The organism is Gallibacterium trehalosifermentans (genome assembly GCF_042433055.1).
GTDB lineage: Bacteria > Pseudomonadota > Gammaproteobacteria > Enterobacterales > Pasteurellaceae > Gallibacterium > Gallibacterium trehalosifermentans.
This window is the reverse complement of the sequence record NZ_JBHLWB010000003.1, coordinates 98,100-117,462: the sequence shown is the minus strand read 5'-3', so window position 1 is coordinate 117,462 and position 19,363 is coordinate 98,100. Positions and strand designations below refer to the sequence as shown.

Sequence of the window (19,363 nt, the reverse complement as noted above, 5' to 3'; positions counted from 1 at the left end):
GGGTTTATTATTTGAGTATAAATTAATTTAAACGTTCTTTAATACGTGCAGACTTACCACTACGTTCACGTAAGTAGTAAAGTTTAGCTTTACGAACGGCACCTTTACGTTTCACAGTGATGCTGTCGATAACTGGTGAGTGAGTTTGGAATACACGCTCAACACCAACACCGTTAGACACTTTACGTAAGGTAAATGCTGAATGCAAGCCACGGTTACGAATTGCAATAACCACGCCTTCGAACGCTTGCAGACGTTTTTTACTACCTTCAACAACCCATACTTTAACTTCTAATGTGTCCCCTGGACGGAAGCTAGGTACGTCTTGTTTTAATTGTTCTTGTTCAAGTTGTTTAATAATGTTACTCATAAAATTACCTTTTATTCCTAGATGTAACTGAATCTATCATTTTTGCTGTTTTTGCTCTTGTTGAGCCTGTTGTAACAGCAACCTTTGTTCGTCAGTCAGAGCTAGGCTTTCTAATAGCTCAGGTCTGCGTAACCACGTTCGTTTTAGCGACTGTTTTAATCGCCACTTACGAATTTCTTCGTGATTGCCAGACATCAATACTGGCGGTACAGTCATACCATCAAGCACTTCAGGTCTAGTATAGTGCGGACAATCCAGTAATCCCTCTGCAAAAGAATCTTCCTCAGCAGAAGCCTGCTTGCCCAACACTCCTGGCACAAAACGTGATACGGCATCAATCAACGTCATGGCAGGTAATTCTCCTCCTGTTAAGACGTAATCACCAACTGACCATTCTTCATCAATTTCGGTTTCAATCAAGCGTTCATCAATGCCTTCATAACGCCCACACACTAGAATCATTTTCTGATTTTGTGCAAGCTGCTCAACACCTGCTTGATTTAATTTACGCCCTTGTGGAGAGAGATAAATAACCTTTACACCAGCCCCAGCTTCTGCTCTTGCTGCCTGAATCGCATCTCGCAATGGCTGCACCATCATCAGCATACCTGGACCACCACCATAAGGACGGTCATCTACTGTCTTATGCTTATCATGAGTGAAATCTCTCGGATTCCAACAAGTTACCTGCAGAAGATTGTGCTTTATGGCTCTACTTGTTACCCCAAATTCTGTAATAGCTTTAAACATTTCTGGGAAAAGTGTAATTACCCCAATCCACATATGGATACCTCAATGTTCATTAAGCCAACAGGATTACCTGAGGTTAGAAACCAGCGTCCCAGTCCACCTCAATTATTTTGGTGCTGAGATCTACTCTTTTAACTACTGTATCAATGTACGGAATTAACCGTTCTTGTTTACTGAAAGCATCTTTTGCATTGGCTTGAACCACTAATACATCGTTGGAACCCGTTTCCATCAATTCGGTAACTTTGCCTAATTGATAGCCTTGTAGATTGATCACTTGGCAACCAATTAAATCATGCCAGTAATAATCACCTTCGTCCAATTCAGGTAGTTGATTCAAATCCACGCCAATTTCAATATTGGCTAACGTCTGTGCGTGCTCACGATCATCAACCCCTTTTAATTTCACAATCAAATCTTGACTATGATGACGCCAACTCTCAATTTCTACAGGTTGCCATTGGTTTTTAATGTTCAAAAACCATGGTTGATAATCAAAAATGCTTTCTGCATATTCGGTAGAAGAATAAACACGCAACCAACCACGAATACCATAAGTCGAACCAAGTTTACCTACGACACCGATTTTTTGCTGCTCCATTCTCGCCACCTATTGCTTACAAAATTAAGCTGCTTTTTGTGCTTCTTTAACTAAAGATGCAACACGATCTGATAAAGATGCACCTTTACTAACCCAGTCATTTACGCGATCTAAGTCAATGCGTAAACGCTCTGCTTTACCAGAAGCGATTGGGTTGAAGAAGCCGATACGTTCGATGAAACGGCCGTCGCGTGGGCAACGACTGTCTGCAACGACAATTTGATAAAATGGGCGTTTTTTAGCTCCGCCACGAGATAAACGAATGGTTACCATAACCTTCCTCTAAAATATTGATAGTAAAAAAGAAAACCCCGTTCGAAGTAGGGGCGTTTGTTGTTTTTGTCGCTAATTATCCACTGGATAAAAAGAATCGATACAAAAAGCCGTAGAATTTTACCGTTTTTCCCAGAAAAATCAATCATTACCTTACTTTAGTTTAAGTAACGACAAAAACTTTCGTGTTACTTATATCTGAGAATGACCACACTATATTATTGATTAAACTCCTCTTTTTTTAAGTGAATTTGTTGCTTAGAATAGAATATGCTGATTTACTTCAATGGAGGAACATCAATGAAATTAACGAATCTACTTAAATTCTCAGCAATAACTTCTCTTATTGCCGTTTCACCCTTTAGCTATGCCTACCAAAAAGATCATACTTATCATTTCACACTACTACATACCAATGATATTCATGGCCATTATTGGGCAAATAAAAATGGTGAATATGGTTTAGCCGCGCAAAAAACATTAATTGATCGCATTCGCCAAGAAGTAAAACAACAAGGTGGATCTGTCATTCTATTAAATGCAGGCGATTTTAATACTGGAGTACCAGAGTCTGATTTACAAAATGCCAAGCCTGATTTAGATGCATTAAATATGATTGGCTATGAAGCCCTCACACTAGGAAACCATGAATTCGACAATCCATTGCAATTATTAGAAATGCAAGAAAAATGGGCAAAATTCCCATTTCTTGCTGCTAATATTTTCAATCAAAAAACAGGTAAACCATTAGTGAAGCCTTACACCATCTTGCATAAACAAGATTTAAATATTGCGGTGGTAGGATTAAGTACAGAAGATACCGCCAAACTAGGCAATCCTGAATTTATTTCCGCAGTCAAATTTGAACGTCCAACTGATACAGCCAGAAAAGTATTAGCCGATCTCAAACACAACAAAAAGCCTGTCGATATTAAAATCGCCTTAACACATATGGGCTACTACCATAATGCTAATTACGGTTCAAATGCTCCTGGTGATGTGTCTATGGTGCGGGAGTTACCAAAAGGTGCATTTGATATTGTGGTAGGTGGTCATACACACGACACAGTTTGTATCAACCCAGACGGCAGTTTTAATGACAAATTTAAACCTGGCGATAGTTGCCAACCACTATTTGAAAATGGTACATGGATTATGCAAGCAGGTGAATGGGGTAAATATGTTGGACGAGCTGATTTCAGTTTCCGTAACGGCAAGCTCACCCTTGAAAAATACCAGCTCATTCCGATTAATTTAAAACATAAAATGAAAAAAGCGGATGGCTCAAGTGAGTATGTGCTATATCAAGAAGAAATCCCAGCTGATCCAAAATTATTAGCTCATTTACAAACCTACCAAGATAAAGGCGATAAATTATTAAATCAAGAAGTTGGTAGCGTGAATGGTCGCTTAGAGGGTGATCGAGATATTATTCGTTTCCACCAAACTAATTTAGGGCAACTTATCGCTCGCTCACAAGCAGAACGTGTTAAAGCCGATATTGGAATTATGAATTCTGGCGGTATTCGCACATCAATTGAAGCTGGTAAAGTGACTTATAAAGATATTCTTTCTGTACAACCATTCGGTAATATCATTAGTTACTTTGAAATGAATGGTAAAGACCTACTTGATTATCTCCATGTTGTAGCACTAAAAGAGGTTGATTCTGGTGCTTATCCACAATTCTATGGCATTACTATGACTGTTGATCGTAAAGCAAAACAGATTTCTGACGTAAAAATTCATGGTAAGCCAATCGATCTACAAAAAACCTATCGGGTTTCTTTACCAAGCTATTGTGCTGCTGGTGGCGATGGTTATCCAGTAGTAACGAATAATCCAACTTACGTTAATACTGGCTATGTTGATGCCGATAGTTTAAAAGCCTATTTCCAAGAAAATTCACCAATTGATATCAACAAATTTGAAGCCAATTCAGGGATTGTTTATAAGGAATAATTGATTGGAGAAAAGTGTCTAGTATAGACACCATTTAAGTAAAATAACTAACAAACCTACGGTATATGATCGTAGGTTTATTTTTTATTATTCATTCCATTAAGCAATTTATATCTTAACTCAATTACCGCCATCTCATTTTTGGTGTTTTTATAATCAAAAAATCATACTGAACTTTATTTTTCCATAGAAAAAAAGAAAAAATTTATAAAATTTCCATCAAAAAAAAGGATATAAAATCATAATTTCCCTTGAAAAAAAGGAATTTCTCCTTTTAGAATAGATCTAAAAGCACAAAAAGCGAGTGAATTATGCAACGAAAAATTATACAAGCTCTGAATAAATGGAAACAAAAAACTAACCGTAAACCATTGATTATTCAAGGAGCAAGACAAGTAGGCAAAACGTGGGTAATGAAACACTTTGGCGAGCAGTCATTTGATAATGTGGCATATATCAATTTTGACAATAACCCACGAATGCAAGCCTTATTTTCAGGCGATTATGATATTAATCGACTAATTTTTGGTTTAAAAATTGAAAGTGGCGTTGATATTCAAGCGGAAAACACCCTAATTATTTTTGATGAAGTACAAGAAGTACCGCAAGCATTATCTTCCCTCAAATATTTTTATGAAAATACACCGCAATTTTATATTATCGCCGCTGGCTCATTACTCGGCGTCTCTTTGCATCACCAAGTTTCTTTTCCTGTTGGTAAGGTCGATTTTTTACCGCTTTACCCTATGGATTTTCACGAGTTTTTGCTTGCATTGGGCAAACAAGATTTAGCGCAATTATTAGAAATGCGGGATTGGACTTTAATCTCTGCGATGAAAACAACCTATATTGACTATCTGCGTCAATACTATTTTGTCGGTGGTATGCCCGAAGCTGTGAAAGTATTTGTCGAAACACAAAATGTTGAGGAAGTTCGTCAAGTACAACGCAATTTATTACTTGCGTATGAGCAGGATTTTTCTAAACATATTCGTGATGGACAAACAGTACAAAAAGTACGTTCGATTTGGGCATCAATTCCTGAACAATTAGCCAAAGAAAATAAAAAATTCATATATTCACACTTACAAAAAGGCGCTAAAAGTAAAGAGTATGAAATCGCATTGCAATGGCTAAAAGATAGCGGGTTAGTGCATAGCGTGCCTCGAATTAAAAAGCCTCATTTACCGCTTTCCGCCTATCAAGACAATGCTTTTAAACTGTATGGTCTAGACGTAGGATTACTTGCCGCACAAAGTCATTTAGATGCTTCTGTATTATTAGAAGGAAGCAGAATTTTTACTGAATTTAAAGGTGCACTAACAGAGCAATATGTATTGCAACAACTTATTGCTACCCAAGAAAATCCTGTATTTTATTGGGCAACAGAAAAAGGTTCTGCTGAAGTCGATTTTGTACTACAACATAAACAAGCCGTCATTCCGATTGAGGTTAAAGCCGAAGAAAACTTAAAAGCAAAAAGTTTAAAGGTCTATGTGGACAAATTCCAACCAGAACAAGCATTTCGCTTTTCTATGTCTGATTTTAGAGAGCAAGACTGGCTAATAAATGTGCCGTTATATGGGATTTCTTTATAAAGCAAGTTTTTATTGCAAATTTAAATTTAGTGAATGGCTCCAAATTCTTTCTTTCCATTTTCCACCCTCACCGCCTATAATTGCGCGGTGATTTTTTATTTTTGAAGTAAAACTATGTTAAATCAAACTATTAGCCAAATTATTGCTGATGAACTAAATGTTCAGAGTAAACAAATTCTTGCGGCAATTTCGCTGTTAGATGAAGGAAATACGATTCCATTTATTGCTCGTTACCGTAAAGAGGTTACGGGTGGTTTAGATGATAGCCAATTACGCCATTTTGAAACTCGCTTAATCTATTTGCGTGAATTAGATGATCGTCGCCAAACCATTTTGAAATCGATTGAAGAACAAGGCAAATTGACAGAAGAACTGCGTCAAGCGATTGAAACGACACAAAGCAAAACTGAATTAGAAGATCTGTATCTACCGTATAAACCAAAACGCCGTACTCGTGGACAAATTGCGATTGAGGCTGGGCTTGAACCACTCGCCGATTTGCTTTGGAATGAACCACAACAGCACCCTGAAACAGTCGCTCAAGACTATGTTAATGCCGACAAAGGGATCACTGACAGTAAAGCGGCATTAGACGGGGCAAGATATATCTTAATGGAACGTTTCGCCGAAGATGCCCAATTATTAGCCAAAGTGCGTAACTATCTGAGTAATAATGCAGAATTAGTGGCGAAAGTCATTGCTGGCAAAGAAGATGAGGGTGAAAAATTCCGTGATTATTTTGATCACCACGAATTATTAAAAAATGTCCCATCGCACCGCGCATTAGCAATGTTGCGTGGTCGCAATGAAGGTGTTTTAACGCTAGCACTAAATGCAGATCCTGCTCAAGAAGAAAATAGCGTAAGTTATTGTGAGGAGATTATCCGCCAGCATTTAGACGTACAATTTACAGGTCAACCTGCGGACAGTTGGCGTCAACAAGTGGTGTCTTGGACATGGAAAATCAAAGTTGCTTTACATTTAGAAACCGAATTAATGGCAGCATTGCGTGAACGCGCCGAAGAGGAAGCGATTGATGTATTTGCGAAAAATTTATTTGCTTTATTAATGGCTGCGCCTGCTGGTGCTAAAAATACAATGGGGCTAGATCCTGGATTACGCACAGGGGTGAAAGTCGCGATTGTAGATAACACTGGGAAACTCCTCGATACGGCAACAATCTATCCGCATACAGGTCAAGAAGCACAAGCAGCAACAACGATTTATCAGCTTGGCAAGAAATATCAAGTTGAATTGATTGCGATTGGCAATGGTACAGCTTCACGGGAAACCGAGCGTTTTGTGGCAAACATTTTAAAAGCAAAACCAGATTGGCAAGCGCAAAAAGTCGTCGTAAGCGAAGCAGGTGCATCTGTTTATTCTGCTTCAGAATTTGCAGCAAATGAGTTTCCTGAACTTGATGTATCGTTACGTGGTGCAGTATCGATCGCACGCCGCCTGCAAGATCCACTGGCTGAATTAGTGAAAATTGAGCCAAAAGCTATCGGGGTGGGACAATATCAACATGATGTTAATCAGAGCCAACTCGCTCGAAAACTTGATGCAGTAGTCGAAGATTGTGTAAATGCTGTTGGGGTTGATTTAAATACCGCATCTGCCCCTTTGCTCGCGAGGGTGGCGGGTATGACGAAAACCTTAGCGCAAAATATTGTGGCTTATCGTGATGAGAATGGACGTTTCGCTAGCCGTGAACAGCTGAAAAACGTTCCTCGCTTAGGACCAAAAGCTTTCGAACAATGTGCTGGATTTATGCGTATTCTTGATGGGACAAATGCGCTAGATGCGTCTAGTGTTCACCCTGAAGCCTATCCCGTTGTGGAAAAAATTCTGCAAGTTACCGCACAATCGCTAACAGAATTAATGGGGAATGCCTCTGCTATTCGCCAATTAAATGCAAATCAATTTACTGATGAGCGTTTTGGGCTACCTACCGTAACTGATATTTTGAAAGAGTTAGAAAAACCTGGGCGAGATCCGCGTGGTGAGTTCAAAACAGCAACGTTCTTAGAGGGTGTAGAACAAATTAGCGATCTTAAAGTGGGTATGATCTTAGAGGGAACCGTAACCAATGTTACCAATTTCGGTGCATTTGTAGATATTGGTGTACATCAAGATGGTCTAGTGCATATTTCGTCATTAAGTGAAAAATTTGTCGAAAATCCGCATGACATAGTGAAAACAGGCGATATTGTAAAAGTGAAAGTGTTAGAAGTTGACGTTGCTCGGAAACGTATTGCGTTGACCATGCGTTTAAATGAACAAGCTACTCGATCTGAATCTACTACTGAACATAAAGCTAAACCTGTAAAAAGAACAACCTCTCATCAACAATCTGCAATGGGTAATGCTTTTGCTGATGCGTTGAAGAATTGGAAACGGTAAAGATTAGCGTAGAGTTTATATAAAAGAGGCTGCCACATGGCAGCCTTTGTTTATTTATTCAAATAACGATATTAAAGAATATCTAATAATTCCACTTCAAAAATTAGTGTGCTGAATGGTGGAATTGAGGCACCCGCACCACGCTCACCATAAGCGAGATTGTGAGGAATCACTAAACGCCATTTTGATCCAACTGGCATCATGCTTAATGCTTCAATCCAACCCGCGATTACCCCATTTACAGGGAACTCGGCTGGCTGACCACGTTGCACAGAGCTATCAAAAACCGTGCCATCAATTAATGATCCTGTATAGTGAACACGTACTTTGTCCGTTTTCGCAGGAATATTGCCTTCCCCTTTAGTTAAGATTTGATATTGCAAACCACTTTCTGTTTCTACCACATCTGGGTGTTGACGGTTTTCAGCTAAAAAGGCTTTACCTGCTGCTTCAATCTCTTTAAAAAGAAGTTGTTGTTTTTCTTCAACACGTTGTTGTAATTGTTGAATTGCCTCTGCAAGTTGCTGTTGATCTAGTACTGGAGTATTTTGGTTTAATACATCAAAAATACCTTTTGCAATAGCACTCGCTTCAACCTCTAATTGACTTGCTAATAATTGTTGACCAATTTGCAATCCAATTCCGTAGCTACCTTTTGCTTCTACGCTATCTAATGAGACTTGTTCAAAAAATTGTTGAGACATGAAATTTCCTTACTGGTTAAAAAATTATTGGACCTTATGTGCTAATAGTTCACCAACACGCACTGCGGTATCTTGATATAAATAAGTCGCAAATTCGACCTGGTTCTCAGCAAAAATATTAATCACTGTTGAACCTAAACGGAATGCGCCCATTTCTTGCCCTTTTTCCAAATGAATTTCCCCTGACTCACCTTTTGCAGGATAATGCCAAGTTTGAATTTCGCTAGGACGCGGAGGATTAATCACCCCAGCCCAAACGGTACTCATACTTGCTGTAATGGTTGCGCCGACAAGAATTTGCACCATTGGTCCAAACTCTGTTTCAAACAAACAAATCACACGCTCATTACGTGAAAACAGATGCGGGATATGCTCTGCTAAAAATGGATTCACTGAATAAAGTTCACCTGGCACATAAATCATCTTCCGCAACGTTCCCGCACAAGGCATATGGACACGATGGTAATCTTTTGGCGACAAATAGGTGGTAATAAATTGTCCATTTTTAAATGTTGCACTTAACTCAGCATCACCCGCTAATAGATCTGTCAAACTGAAATAATGACCTTTCGCTTGAATTAAACGACCTTCATCAATCGCACCTAATTGACTTACTCGACCGTCTGCTGGCAAACAAAGTGCATTTGGATCTTGGTTAATTGGTCTAACACCATCACGTAAAGGACGAATAAAAAATTGATTAAATGAAGCATAGTCTTTTACATCAGAATACAATGCTTCTTGCATATTAATACGATACTTTTTTATGAAAAGGCGAATAATAGTATGAGTAACTACCCCCCATTGTTTTTCAGCTAACCAACCTGCTGCTCGGGTTACCCAAAGCTGTGGTAAAACATAATGGAACGCCACTTTAAGTTTATCAAAATAGGTTATCGTCTTGTTCAAAGGGATTTTCCTCTATAAAAAATGAAAAAATAAGTTCAGTAAATAGATGAACTGCTGGATTATAGCAACTTATCTCTATTCTGCAATTTTCAATCACCATCAACGTATGGATTTTTCTTTTTCTCCATAATAAATTTTTTTATTATTTTGATAAAAAAGCGGTAATTCCTTTGACTATTGTTGTATCTGACGTTAATATTTGCACCCTATGAAAAAGGTAAAGCTACCATTAACCGTTGATCCGATTAAATCAGCCCAAAGACGTTTGAACTATGAGGGGTACTATTCTCAAGTTCAGTTGGTTCGTTTAAAAGATGCGGTTAATCAAGTGCTAAATGATGTTGAAGCTGAACTTTCCTTTGCAATTGATCCTCAAAAATTGGTTGCAATACAAGGTACAGCAAGGGTTGATGTTATGTTGGAATGCCAACGTTGCAGTACCCCTTTTCCATATCATTTATCTTGCACATTTAATTACAGTCCAGTGTCTAACATGGATCAGGCTGATGTGTTACCTGAAATTTATGAACCGATCGAGCTTAATGATTTTGGGGAAATAGATTTATTGGGGGTGATTGAAGATGAACTTCTTCTTTCGCTTCCATTGGTTCCAATGCATGAACCAGAACACTGTGAAGTGTCCGAGGCTGAACAGGTCTTTGGCGAATTGCCTGAAGAGTTGGCAAAAAAACCAAACCCGTTCGCTGTGTTAGCTAGTTTAAAGAAGCAAAAATAGTTAGGAGTATAGCCAATGGCTGTTCAACAGAATAAAAAATCTCGTTCAAGACGTGATATGCGCCGTTCACACGACGCATTAACTACCGCTGCAGTTTCTATCGATAAAGAAACTGGTGCTACTCATTTACGCCATCATGTTACTGCTGATGGTTACTACCGTGGTCGTAAAATTAAATAATTTTCGTCAAAAGGTAATAAATTGAGTCTAACCATTGCGTTAGATATGATGGGCGGGGACTTTGGTCCCCGTATTACTGTCCCAGCAGCAATTCAAGTGTTGGAAAATTATCCAACGCTTCGTTTTCTTTTTTTTGGCGATCATGCTGAAATTCAGCATTATCTCCCAACCTCTCATCGCGCATTATCAGAACGAATTACCATTCATCATTGTAGTAGGCAAATTTATTCAGATACCCCTATTGCCCAAGCACTACGTTATAGTAAAGGAACATCTTTACGTTTATCGATTGAAGCCGTGCAAAAAAATTATGCAGATGCTTGCGTGAGTGCAGGTAATACTGGCGCGTTAATGGGACTATCCAAAATCTTGTTGCAGGCAATTCCAGGTATTCAACGTCCAGCATTAACGTCTCTTATTCCAACTATGAATGGTCAACATACCGTGATGCTTGATCTGGGGGCGAATACTGAAGTTAGTACCGATATGTTGTGCCAATTTGCTAAAATGGGATCCATTTTTGCAGAAAATATGTTGGATTTAGTTTATCCACGTGTAGCATTATTAAATATTGGGATTGAAGCAATTAAAGGGTTACCACATATCCGTGAAGCCGCAGCAAAACTTGAACAAGCAATCGATCTCAATTATGTTGGATTTATTGAAGGTGATCAGTTATTAAATCATATTGCCGATGTGATTGTCGCTGATGGGTTTAACGGCAATATTGCTTTAAAAACGTTAGAAGGAACGGCAAAAAATATCATTCACTTACTGAAAGATAATGAGAGATCGCAACCAAAATGGTGTGCGGTTTGGTTACAACAACTTCTTCGTCATTTCTTAAAAGATAAATACCAACAATTACAATCATTTAACCCCGATAAACACAGTGGTGCTTCACTATTAGGTTTACAATCAGTCATTGTAAAAAGTCATGGTAGTTCAAATAGTCTTGCTTTTGCTCATGCGATTGAACACGCTATCTTACAAGTAAAACTCAATATTCCTGAAAAAATCCTTACGAATTTGTCATAAGCAGTAACAAACTTTTTGATTATCCACAAAAGTACGATAATATTTCCGACAATTTTTTATATAACGAGATAATTATGTATAGCAGAATTTTAGCGACAGGTAGTTACCTTCCAAAACAAATTAGAACCAATGCCGACCTTGAAAAAATGGTCAATACCTCTGATGAATGGATCTCTGAACGCACTGGTATTAAAGAGCGCCGCATTGCTGCAGAACATGAAACTGTCGCAACAATGGGCTATGAAGCTGCTAAACAATGTTTAGAGGTTGCCAATATTGATGCCAATGATATTGATCTTATTCTCGTCGCAACAGCAAGTAGTTCTTACGCCTTTCCTAGTGCAGCTTGCCAAATTCAACAGATGTTAAATATTGATGATGCAATTAGTTTTGACCTTGCCGCAGCGTGTTCTGGATTTGTTTATGCGCTAAGTGTTGCTGATCAATTTATCCGTACTGGTAAAGTAAAAAAAGCACTGGTAATTGGCTCAGATCTCTTATCTCGTCGTTTGGATATACAGGATCGAGGCACAATTATTCTTTTTGGTGATGGTGCTGGCGCCGTGATTCTTGAAGCTTCTGAGCAAGAGGGCATTATTTCCACCCATTTACACGCAAATGCTAAAGACTCAACTATTCTTGCCTTACCTATCAATTTACCGAATACAGACAACCCTGAATATTTAACCATGAAAGGCAATGATATCTTTAAGATTGCCGTACGCGAATTAGCGAATGTGGTAGAAGAAACACTTTCAGCCAACCAGTTAGAAAAAGAACAAATTGACTGGTTAGTACCACACCAAGCAAATTTACGTATTATTTCTGCTACAGCGAAAAAGTTAAATATGGATCTCTCACAAGTGGTAATTACATTGGATCGTCATGGTAATACCTCTGCTGCGAGTATTCCCACTGCACTAGATGAAGCTGTCAGAGATGGTAGAATTCAACGTGGTCAATTATTATTACTCGAAGCATTTGGCGGTGGCTTAACTTGGGGTTCCGCCCTCGTTCGTTTTTAATGAATTTTTAAAATTAATAAAGGTTATATCATGAAAAAATTTGCAATGGTTTTCCCTGGGCAAGGTTCTCAAGCTATTGGAATGCTTGCCGAATTAGCAACTCAATTCCCAATTATTGAACAAACTTTCCAACAAGCATCAGCGGTACTGGATTACGATCTCTGGGCATTAGTACAACAAGGAAGTGCCGAAGAACTGAATAAAACTTGGCGCACTCAACCTGCATTATTAGCCGCATCGGTGGCAATTTTCCGTGTATGGCAACAACAATATCCAGAATTAGTGCCAACCGTTATGGCTGGACATAGTTTAGGTGAATATTCTGCTTTAGTGTGTGCTGGAGTAATTGATTTCCAAGATGCAATTAAACTTGTGCAATTACGAGGCAAATTGATGCAACAAGCTGTTCCAGAAGGGACGGGTGCTATGTACGCAATCATTGGTTTAGAAAATGAGAAAATTATCCAAGCTTGTGAACAAGCTGCAGAAGAGGAAGTTGTTTCAGCAGTGAACTTCAATTCACCTGGACAAGTTGTTATTGCTGGAAATAAAGCTGCCGTAGAACGTGCCGCAGCATTATGTAAAGAAGCAGGAGCAAAACGTGCGTTACCTTTAGCGGTGAGTGTGCCATCACACTGTGCATTGATGAAACCCGCAGCCGATCAACTTGCTGTTGCTTTAGAATCTATTTCTTTCAAACAGCCACAAATCGCAGTCATTAATAATGTTGATGTCAAAACAGAAACAGATCCAAATGCTATTCGCAATGCGTTAGTACGCCAGCTATACAACCCTGTCCGTTGGACTGAAACTGTGGAAAAAATGGAAAAACAAGGCATTGAGTTCGCTTTTGAAATCGGTCCAAATAAAGTATTAACTGGTTTAAATAAACGTATTAGTTCGGCAATTCAATCTACTGCAGTTAATGACAACGCGTCATTGGCAGAAGTAGCTACTTTCACTCACGAAGAAAAGGAATAATTATGCAAAAAATCGCATTAGTAACAGGCGCAAGTCGTGGTATTGGTAAAGCGATTGCTGAAGAGCTTGTCAATAAAGGCTTTACTGTAATAGGAACCGCTACCAGTGAAAATGGGGCAAATGCTATTTCTGCCTATCTTGGTGAAAATGGTAAAGGTTTAGTATTAAATGTTACCTCTCTAGAATCAATCAATAATCTCTTAGAGCAGATTAAACAAGAATTTGGCGATATTGATGTATTAGTTAATAATGCTGGAATCACTCGTGATAACCTGATGATGCGAATGAAAGAAGAGGATTGGGACGTCATTTTACAGACCAATTTAAGTTCCGTCTTCCATCTCTCCAAAGCGGTTTTACGTAGCATGATGAAAAAACGCTTTGGGCGTATTATTAGTATTGGTTCTGTCGTTGGTTCAATGGGAAACCCTGGGCAGGCAAATTACTGTGCAGCGAAAGCAGGGATTATTGGTTTTTCAAAAGCATTAGCAAAAGAAGTGGCTTCTCGAGGTGTTACAGTCAATGTAGTTGCCCCCGGCTTTATTGCAACAGATATGACTGACGCATTAACAGAAGAGCAAAAAGTGGCAACCTTAGCACAAGTGCCTGCTGGGCGTTTAGGTGAGCCAAAGGATATTGCAAAAGCAGTTGCTTTCTTAGCTTCAGATGATGCAGGTTATATTACTGGTGAAACACTCCATGTAAATGGTGGAATGTATATGAATTAATATGCTGTTATCAATTTGTAACAGCATAGATACTTTCATTTACATTATTCATTTCAAATAAGGAAAGCATAGCAATTCACTATACTTAATGATAAAATGAGCGCCGAGTATGTAACTTGGTCAATGTATGCATACTGATTCCGACCTTCTGGTTAGAAGTGAGGTTTGACCTCCAATTTAACAGTTGCAACTTAATTAAATATGCATACAATTTCTCCTCTTGCAGAATAAACAAATAGGAAATTAACAAATGAGCATTGAAGAACGCGTCAAGAAAATTATTGTTGATCAATTAGGCGCTAAAGAAGAAGACGTTAAACCAGAAGCATCTTTCGTTGAAGATTTAGGTGCTGATTCTTTAGACACAGTTGAATTAGTAATGGCTTTAGAAGAAGAATTTGATATTGAAATTCCTGATGAAGAAGCAGAAAAAATTACTACTGTTCAATCTGCGATTGATTACGTTCAAAATCATCAATAATTTTAGTTGATTTTTGCGAAAAAGGATTATCTAATAGATAATCCTTTTTGTTTATTACCCCCACAGAAAAATGAATCCGATCATTCTTGGTATAACCCTTTGCATATTTTCCCAAGTTCTTTTTAGTTCACTCTATTTATTTAGCTATGCAATGCAACCACTCACAGGCAGCACAATCTTTGCTTTGCGAATTGTTGTGATGATGTTGGGATTATGGGGACTTTCTTTGGTAAGCACAAATAAACAAAGTATTTTTTCTTTTATCGTAAATACACTGGGTAAATCCTTTCGCCGTTGGGTAATAATGTTACTTGGTACTTGTATCTTAGGCAGCCAATTATGGATCTTTATGTGGGCGCCCATTAATGGAGAGGGGTTAAATGTTGCGATGGGATACTTTCTCTTCCCACTGGTTATGGTATTTGCAGGAAAAGTTGTTTGGCAGGAAAAACTTTCAAGATTGCAATTATTTGCATTGATCTTAGCAATCTGCGGTATTTTACATGAGCTTTATCGAACTTATGCTTTTTCTTGGGCTACACTATGGGTCGTTCTGCTCTACCCTCCGTATTACTTATCACGCAGGATTATGAATATTCCTACTCTGCCAGGATTAACACTAGATTTAACACTTATTGCTCCTTTTGCTGTACTGTATTTATTACCACAACAAGATGTCTGGCAATTAATTAGTAATGAACCCAGATATTGGATTTTATTACCATTATTAGGAGCCGTAAGTGCATTATCAATGTTCTTTAATATCCTTTCTAGTACAATCCTACCAATGAAATTATTTGGTTTACTTAGCTATATAGAACCAGCATTACTATTTGTGATTTCTGTTACTCTTCTTAATATTGATATGCCTGTAGCAGCGTATATCACCTATGGTTTTATCTGGAGTGCATTAGGTGTTTTAGCAATCAACAGTTTTATCACACCTACTGCGAAGAAAATTAAATCAATCAAATAAGATTTACTGATTTCTTGATAAATTAGATACAAAATATTTACAAACCAAACACTAATTATTCTTGTTCTTTTAAGAAGCGAATTCTATGTCTAGCTTGAATATATTGTTTACGTTTTTGGATCCGTTTCAATAACATTAAACGACGAATTCTTAATGTTTTAAAATTTTTTAATGTTCGGCGAGAACTCCTACGCATCATTACTTCCTTTCATATTCAAGAGATGAAAAAACACCTTACCTAAAAAGGTAAGGTGCTATCACTATATAATCATCTCAACTGCATTATTTTTTAGGACCTGCAGCTACTAACGCTTTACCAGCTTCGTTACCAGTATATTTCACAAAGTTCTTAGTGAAACGTTCTGCTAAATCATCTGCACGTTTTTCCCATTCACCTTTTTCTGCATAGGTATCACGCGGATCTAAAATTGCAGGGTTTACACCAGGTAATTCAGTTGGTACTTCGAAATCAAATACTGGGATTTTCTTCGTTGGCGCTTTATCAATAGAACCATCTAAAATCGCATCAATAATACCACGAGTATCTTTGATTGAAATACGTTTACCAGAACCATTCCAACCTGTATTTACCAAGTATGCTTTCGCACCATTCGCTTCCATTTTCTTAACTAATTCTTCAGCATATTTAGTTGGGTGTAAACTTAAGAATGCCGCACCAAAGCAAGCTGAGAATGTTGGAGTTGGCTCAGTTACGCCACGTTCTGTACCCGCTAATTTCGCTGTGAAACCAGATAAGAAATAATATTTAGTTTGTTCAGGCGTTAAGATTGACACTGGTGGTAATACACCGAATGCATCAGCTGATAAGAAGATAACTTTGTTGGCATGACCAGCTTTTGATACTGGTTTAACAATATTATCAATATGATAAATTGGATAAGAAACACGAGTATTTTCCGTTACGCTCTTATCTGAAAAATCAATTTTACCATTTGCATCAACAGTTACATTTTCTAATAACGCATCACGACGAATCGCATTATAAATATCTGGTTCATTTTCTTTAGAAAGGTTGATAACTTTTGCATAACACCCCCCTTCAAAGTTAAAGATACCATCATCGTCCCAACCGTGCTCATCATCACCAATTAACAGGCGGTTAGGATCTGTTGATAATGTAGTTTTACCTGTACCTGAAAGACCGAAGAAAATCGCTGTTTCTTTACCATCTTTGCTGGTGTTAGCAGAACAGTGCATTGAAGCCATACCTCTTAATGGAAGTAAGTAGTTCATGTAAGAGAACATACCTTTCTTCATTTCACCACCGTACCAGGTATTTAAGATAACTTGTACTTTTTCAGTTAAGTTAAAGACAACTGCCGTTTCAGAGTTTAAGCCTAATTCTTTATAATTCTCAACTTTCGCTTTAGAAGCATTCATAATCACGAAGTCTGGCTCACCAAAGTTCGCTAATTCTTCTGCTGTTGGGCGAATAAACATATTCGTTACAAAGTGTGCTTGCCATGCCACTTCCATAACAAAACGTAATTTTAAACGGCTGCTTTCATTTGCACCACAGAATGCATCAACAACAAATAAACGTTTACCACTTAACTCTTCAGTTGCTAATTTTTTAATTTCTTTCCAAGCTTCTGGTGTAACTGGTTTGTTATCGTTTTTGTACTCATCTGACGTCCACCAAATAGTATCTTTGGTTGTTTCATCTTTAACGAAGAATTTATCTTTTGGAGAACGACCAGTATAAACACCAGTCATTACATTCACTGCACCAAGTTCAGTAACTTGCCCCTTTTCATAGCCTTGTAGCTCAGCTTTTGTTTCTTCCGCAAAAAGTTGTTCATAACTTGGATTATGAACAATTTCAGCTACATCATGAATACCAACTGAGTCTAAATAAGCTTTTAAATTTGACATAATAGTTTTCCTTTAAATTAAATAAAAAAATCACCTTTTGCATTCTAATCCTTTTTTCAAAAAAAAAACGTTATCTAGATCAAATTTCTGCTATTCACTCATTAGAGGTAGTAAAAAATTTTTTGATTTTTTAATTTTTATTTAGATCTTTTCATTAGCAGAAATTAATTGACAGATTGGACAATAAAAACTATTACGCTGACCAATCATTAGACTTTCAATAGGTGCCCCACAATCTACACAAGGCTCATTTTTACGTCCATATACATTCAAAGCCTGTTTAAAATAACCAGGTCTCCCATCTGGTTGAACAAAATCTTGTAGCGTCGTGCCACCTTGTGCTATTGCCTGTTGCAAAATGGATTTGATTTGACTTGCCAAAGACTCACATTGCACTATGCTCAATGCCGCTACTTCAGTCATAGGGTGAATCTTACAACGAAATAATACTTCATTAGCGTAAATATTTCCTACCCCTACCACAACAGCATTATTCATTAGCCACGATTTGACTGCAGTATGGCGTTTACGACTTATAGAAAACAAATATTCACCAGTAAATGCTTCACTTAATGGTTCAGGTCCAAGTTTTTCAAAGAGAGAAAACTGCTCAAGTGATTCCGTCCATAACCAAGCACCAAATTTACGAGGATCGTTATAGCGTAAGATATTGCCATTTGCTAAAACGAGATCGATATGATCATGTTTATCCACGGGATCTGTTGCAGAAACAATACGTAATGATCCTGACATTCCCAAATGCACAATGATATAACCAAGTTCTAATTGAATAATCAGATATTTAGCACGACGATTGACCGCAATAATCCGTTCTGATTTTAAATTAAAAAGCATTTGGCTAATTGGCCAACGCAAACGGGGTGTACGAATAACCAAATGATCAATCATTTGATCTTGTAGATAAGGTAAAATTCCACATCGTGTTGTTTCAACTTCAGGTAATTCTGGCATCACTCAATTCCTAAAATTAAGGCATAAAAAAACTGCACTTTAATCATTAAAGTGCAGTTTTTCATAAAACATTATTTGAAATTATTCAGTTACAATACTTACGTATCTACGGCTTTTTTCGCCTTTTACTTCAAATTTCACTTTGCCATCAGCAGTTGCGAATAAAGTATGATCACGCCCCATACCAACGTTTGTACCAGCATGGAATTTAGTACCACGTTGACGAACAATGATGTTACCTGCTAATACAGATTCACCACCGAAACGCTTAACACCAAGACGTTTACTTTCAGAGTCGCGACCGTTACGGGTTGAACCCCCAGCTTTTTTAGTTGCCATTTATCTGATCTCCTTTGAATTAAGCGTTGATTGCAGTGATTTTCACTTCAGTGAACCACTGACGATGACCTTGTTGTTTACGGCTATGTTTACGACGACGGAACTTAACGATTTTAATTTTTTCGCCACGTCCGTGAGCAACAACTTCAGCCACTACTTTTGCCCCAGCAACAACTGGTGCACCAATTTTAACATCTTCACCATTAACGACCATTAACACAGAATCGAATTCAACTGATTCACCTGTTGCCACTTCAAGTTTTTCTAAACGAACAACTTGACCTTCGCTCACTCTGTGTTGTTTGCCGCCACTTTGGAAAACCGCGTACATAGAAGAAAACTCCGCTAAATAATAGTGCTATCAAATCAAACCCTAAGGTTAGCTAACTCAGCACTTTAAAATTCACATAATAGGTCGCGGATTTTACGGAAAAAAAAACA

General features: G+C 37.9%; 21 protein-coding genes and 1 pseudogene. 11 read left to right on the top strand and 11 right to left on the bottom strand.

The genetic code is table 11. The annotated features are described in order from the left end of the window. Positions 1-22: 22 nt before the first annotated feature. From rplS to rpsP, 4 genes are read right to left on the bottom strand one after another with little or no spacing between them, the layout of a single operon-like run. Complete coding sequence (rplS, locus tag ACFFHK_RS03885) at positions 23-370, bottom strand: 50S ribosomal protein L19 (protein WP_382369651.1); 348 nt, start codon at positions 368-370, stop codon at positions 23-25. 36 nt (positions 371-406) lie between these two features. After that, a complete protein-coding gene (gene trmD / locus ACFFHK_RS03880; RefSeq protein ID WP_382369648.1) occupies positions 407-1,153 on the bottom strand; it encodes a tRNA (guanosine(37)-N1)-methyltransferase TrmD in 747 nt (248 codons plus the stop codon). A 43-nt stretch (positions 1,154-1,196) separates the two neighbouring features. Continuing rightward, positions 1,197-1,721, bottom strand: a complete 525-nt coding sequence (gene rimM / locus ACFFHK_RS03875; protein WP_382369645.1) for a ribosome maturation factor RimM — start codon at positions 1,719-1,721, stop codon at positions 1,197-1,199. Positions 1,722-1,745: 24 nt separating this feature from the next. After that, the gene (rpsP, locus tag ACFFHK_RS03870) at positions 1,746-1,994 is read right to left on the bottom strand and encodes a 30S ribosomal protein S16 (protein WP_382369642.1); all 249 of its coding nucleotides are present in this window, start codon (positions 1,992-1,994) and stop codon (positions 1,746-1,748) included. 300 nt (positions 1,995-2,294) lie between these two features. Here rpsP and ushA point away from each other — a divergent pair, with 300 nt between their 5' ends. From ushA to ACFFHK_RS03855, 3 genes and pseudogenes are all read left to right on the top strand, one after another. Beyond that, on the top strand, positions 2,295-3,956 hold the full coding sequence (ushA, locus tag ACFFHK_RS03865) for a bifunctional UDP-sugar hydrolase/5'-nucleotidase UshA (RefSeq protein ID WP_382369639.1): 1,662 nt from the start codon (positions 2,295-2,297) through the stop codon (positions 3,954-3,956). 311 nt (positions 3,957-4,267) lie between these two features. Continuing rightward, on the top strand, positions 4,268-5,554 hold the full coding sequence (locus ACFFHK_RS03860) for an ATP-binding protein (protein ID WP_382369636.1): 1,287 nt from the start codon (positions 4,268-4,270) through the stop codon (positions 5,552-5,554). 114 nt (positions 5,555-5,668) lie between these two features. After that, positions 5,669-7,841, top strand: a pseudogene (locus ACFFHK_RS03855) (Tex family protein); the annotation flags it as partial. A 187-nt stretch (positions 7,842-8,028) separates the two neighbouring features. Here the strand turns inward: ACFFHK_RS03855 and bamJ are convergent. Together bamJ and asd are read right to left on the bottom strand one after the other, a co-directional pair. Further along, positions 8,029-8,661, bottom strand: coding sequence for a BamJ family beta-barrel-assembly machinery protein (bamJ, locus tag ACFFHK_RS03850; RefSeq protein WP_382369633.1), 633 nt, complete (start codon positions 8,659-8,661; stop codon positions 8,029-8,031). A gap of 24 nt (positions 8,662-8,685) precedes the next feature. Continuing rightward, on the bottom strand, positions 8,686-9,570 hold the full coding sequence (asd, locus tag ACFFHK_RS03845) for an archaetidylserine decarboxylase (protein ID WP_382369630.1): 885 nt from the start codon (positions 9,568-9,570) through the stop codon (positions 8,686-8,688). Between the two features lie 208 nt (positions 9,571-9,778). Between asd and yceD the strand changes: the two genes are divergently transcribed. From yceD to rarD, 8 genes are all read left to right on the top strand, one after another. Continuing rightward, positions 9,779-10,306 carry a 23S rRNA accumulation protein YceD gene (gene yceD / locus ACFFHK_RS03840; RefSeq protein ID WP_382369627.1) on the top strand — a complete coding sequence of 176 codons (528 nt, stop codon included), beginning with the start codon at positions 9,779-9,781 and terminating at the stop codon, positions 10,304-10,306. 15 nt (positions 10,307-10,321) lie between these two features. Beyond that, positions 10,322-10,486: a 50S ribosomal protein L32 gene (gene rpmF, locus ACFFHK_RS03835; protein WP_013745784.1), complete on the top strand. Its 165-nt coding sequence runs from the start codon at positions 10,322-10,324 to the stop codon at positions 10,484-10,486. 21 nt (positions 10,487-10,507) lie between these two features. Next, a complete protein-coding gene (gene plsX, locus ACFFHK_RS03830) occupies positions 10,508-11,524 on the top strand; it encodes a phosphate acyltransferase PlsX (RefSeq protein ID WP_382369622.1) in 1,017 nt (338 codons plus the stop codon). Between the two features lie 74 nt (positions 11,525-11,598). Then, the gene (locus ACFFHK_RS03825; RefSeq protein ID WP_382369619.1) at positions 11,599-12,549 is read left to right on the top strand and encodes a beta-ketoacyl-ACP synthase III; all 951 of its coding nucleotides are present in this window, start codon (positions 11,599-11,601) and stop codon (positions 12,547-12,549) included. Positions 12,550-12,579: 30 nt separating this feature from the next. Beyond that, positions 12,580-13,530 carry an ACP S-malonyltransferase gene (gene fabD / locus ACFFHK_RS03820; protein ID WP_382369616.1) on the top strand — a complete coding sequence of 317 codons (951 nt, stop codon included), beginning with the start codon at positions 12,580-12,582 and terminating at the stop codon, positions 13,528-13,530. After that, positions 13,530-14,258 carry a 3-oxoacyl-ACP reductase FabG gene (gene fabG / locus ACFFHK_RS03815; RefSeq protein ID WP_382369947.1) on the top strand — a complete coding sequence of 243 codons (729 nt, stop codon included), beginning with the start codon at positions 13,530-13,532 and terminating at the stop codon, positions 14,256-14,258. Before fabD ends, fabG begins: the two co-directional genes overlap by 1 nt. A 250-nt stretch (positions 14,259-14,508) precedes the next feature. After that, a complete protein-coding gene (acpP, locus tag ACFFHK_RS03810; RefSeq protein ID WP_382369613.1) occupies positions 14,509-14,739 on the top strand; it encodes an acyl carrier protein in 231 nt (76 codons plus the stop codon). 70 nt (positions 14,740-14,809) lie between these two features. Continuing rightward, a complete protein-coding gene (gene rarD / locus ACFFHK_RS03805; RefSeq protein ID WP_382369610.1) occupies positions 14,810-15,715 on the top strand; it encodes an EamA family transporter RarD in 906 nt (301 codons plus the stop codon). A gap of 55 nt (positions 15,716-15,770) precedes the next feature. On the opposite strand, the gene ACFFHK_RS03800 is transcribed toward rarD, so the two are convergent. The 5 genes from ACFFHK_RS03800 to rplU form a co-directional block, all read right to left on the bottom strand. Next, positions 15,771-15,914 carry a hypothetical protein gene (locus tag ACFFHK_RS03800; RefSeq protein ID WP_382369607.1) on the bottom strand — a complete coding sequence of 48 codons (144 nt, stop codon included), beginning with the start codon at positions 15,912-15,914 and terminating at the stop codon, positions 15,771-15,773. Between the two features lie 83 nt (positions 15,915-15,997). Then, positions 15,998-17,611, bottom strand: coding sequence for a phosphoenolpyruvate carboxykinase (ATP) (gene pckA / locus ACFFHK_RS03795; RefSeq protein ID WP_382369604.1), 1,614 nt, complete (start codon positions 17,609-17,611; stop codon positions 15,998-16,000). A 141-nt stretch (positions 17,612-17,752) separates the two neighbouring features. Next, a complete protein-coding gene (mutM, locus tag ACFFHK_RS03790) occupies positions 17,753-18,583 on the bottom strand; it encodes a bifunctional DNA-formamidopyrimidine glycosylase/DNA-(apurinic or apyrimidinic site) lyase (RefSeq protein WP_382369601.1) in 831 nt (276 codons plus the stop codon). Positions 18,584-18,664: 81 nt separating this feature from the next. Beyond that, complete coding sequence (gene rpmA / locus ACFFHK_RS03785; protein ID WP_382369598.1) at positions 18,665-18,922, bottom strand: 50S ribosomal protein L27; 258 nt, start codon at positions 18,920-18,922, stop codon at positions 18,665-18,667. Between the two features lie 19 nt (positions 18,923-18,941). Continuing rightward, positions 18,942-19,253 carry a 50S ribosomal protein L21 gene (rplU, locus tag ACFFHK_RS03780; protein ID WP_382369595.1) on the bottom strand — a complete coding sequence of 104 codons (312 nt, stop codon included), beginning with the start codon at positions 19,251-19,253 and terminating at the stop codon, positions 18,942-18,944. Positions 19,254-19,363: the final 110 nt, after the last annotated feature.

Bases quoted from the DNA above. Each gene is read 5' to 3' on its own strand.
- rplS (WP_382369651.1), bottom strand. From the start codon at position 370: ATGAGTAACATTATTAAACAACTTGAACAAGAACAATTAAAACAAGAC.
- trmD (WP_382369648.1), bottom strand. From the start codon at position 1,153: ATGTGGATTGGGGTAATTACACTTTTCCCAGAAATGTTTAAAGCTATT.
- rimM (WP_382369645.1), bottom strand. From the start codon at position 1,721: ATGGAGCAGCAAAAAATCGGTGTCGTAGGTAAACTTGGTTCGACTTAT.
- rpsP (WP_382369642.1), bottom strand. From the start codon at position 1,994: ATGGTAACCATTCGTTTATCTCGTGGCGGAGCTAAAAAACGCCCATTT.
- ushA (WP_382369639.1), top strand. From the start codon at position 2,295: ATGAAATTAACGAATCTACTTAAATTCTCAGCAATAACTTCTCTTATT.
- ACFFHK_RS03860 (WP_382369636.1), top strand. From the start codon at position 4,268: ATGCAACGAAAAATTATACAAGCTCTGAATAAATGGAAACAAAAAACT.
- bamJ (WP_382369633.1), bottom strand. From the start codon at position 8,661: ATGTCTCAACAATTTTTTGAACAAGTCTCATTAGATAGCGTAGAAGCA.
- yceD (WP_382369627.1), top strand. From the start codon at position 9,779: ATGAAAAAGGTAAAGCTACCATTAACCGTTGATCCGATTAAATCAGCC.
- rpmF (WP_013745784.1), top strand. From the start codon at position 10,322: ATGGCTGTTCAACAGAATAAAAAATCTCGTTCAAGACGTGATATGCGC.
- ACFFHK_RS03825 (WP_382369619.1), top strand. From the start codon at position 11,599: ATGTATAGCAGAATTTTAGCGACAGGTAGTTACCTTCCAAAACAAATT.
- fabD (WP_382369616.1), top strand. From the start codon at position 12,580: ATGAAAAAATTTGCAATGGTTTTCCCTGGGCAAGGTTCTCAAGCTATT.
- acpP (WP_382369613.1), top strand. From the start codon at position 14,509: ATGAGCATTGAAGAACGCGTCAAGAAAATTATTGTTGATCAATTAGGC.
- rarD (WP_382369610.1), top strand. From the start codon at position 14,810: ATGAATCCGATCATTCTTGGTATAACCCTTTGCATATTTTCCCAAGTT.
- ACFFHK_RS03800 (WP_382369607.1), bottom strand. From the start codon at position 15,914: ATGATGCGTAGGAGTTCTCGCCGAACATTAAAAAATTTTAAAACATTA.
- pckA (WP_382369604.1), bottom strand. From the start codon at position 17,611: ATGTCAAATTTAAAAGCTTATTTAGACTCAGTTGGTATTCATGATGTA.
- mutM (WP_382369601.1), bottom strand. From the start codon at position 18,583: ATGCCAGAATTACCTGAAGTTGAAACAACACGATGTGGAATTTTACCT.
- rpmA (WP_382369598.1), bottom strand. From the start codon at position 18,922: ATGGCAACTAAAAAAGCTGGGGGTTCAACCCGTAACGGTCGCGACTCT.
- rplU (WP_382369595.1), bottom strand. From the start codon at position 19,253: ATGTACGCGGTTTTCCAAAGTGGCGGCAAACAACACAGAGTGAGCGAA.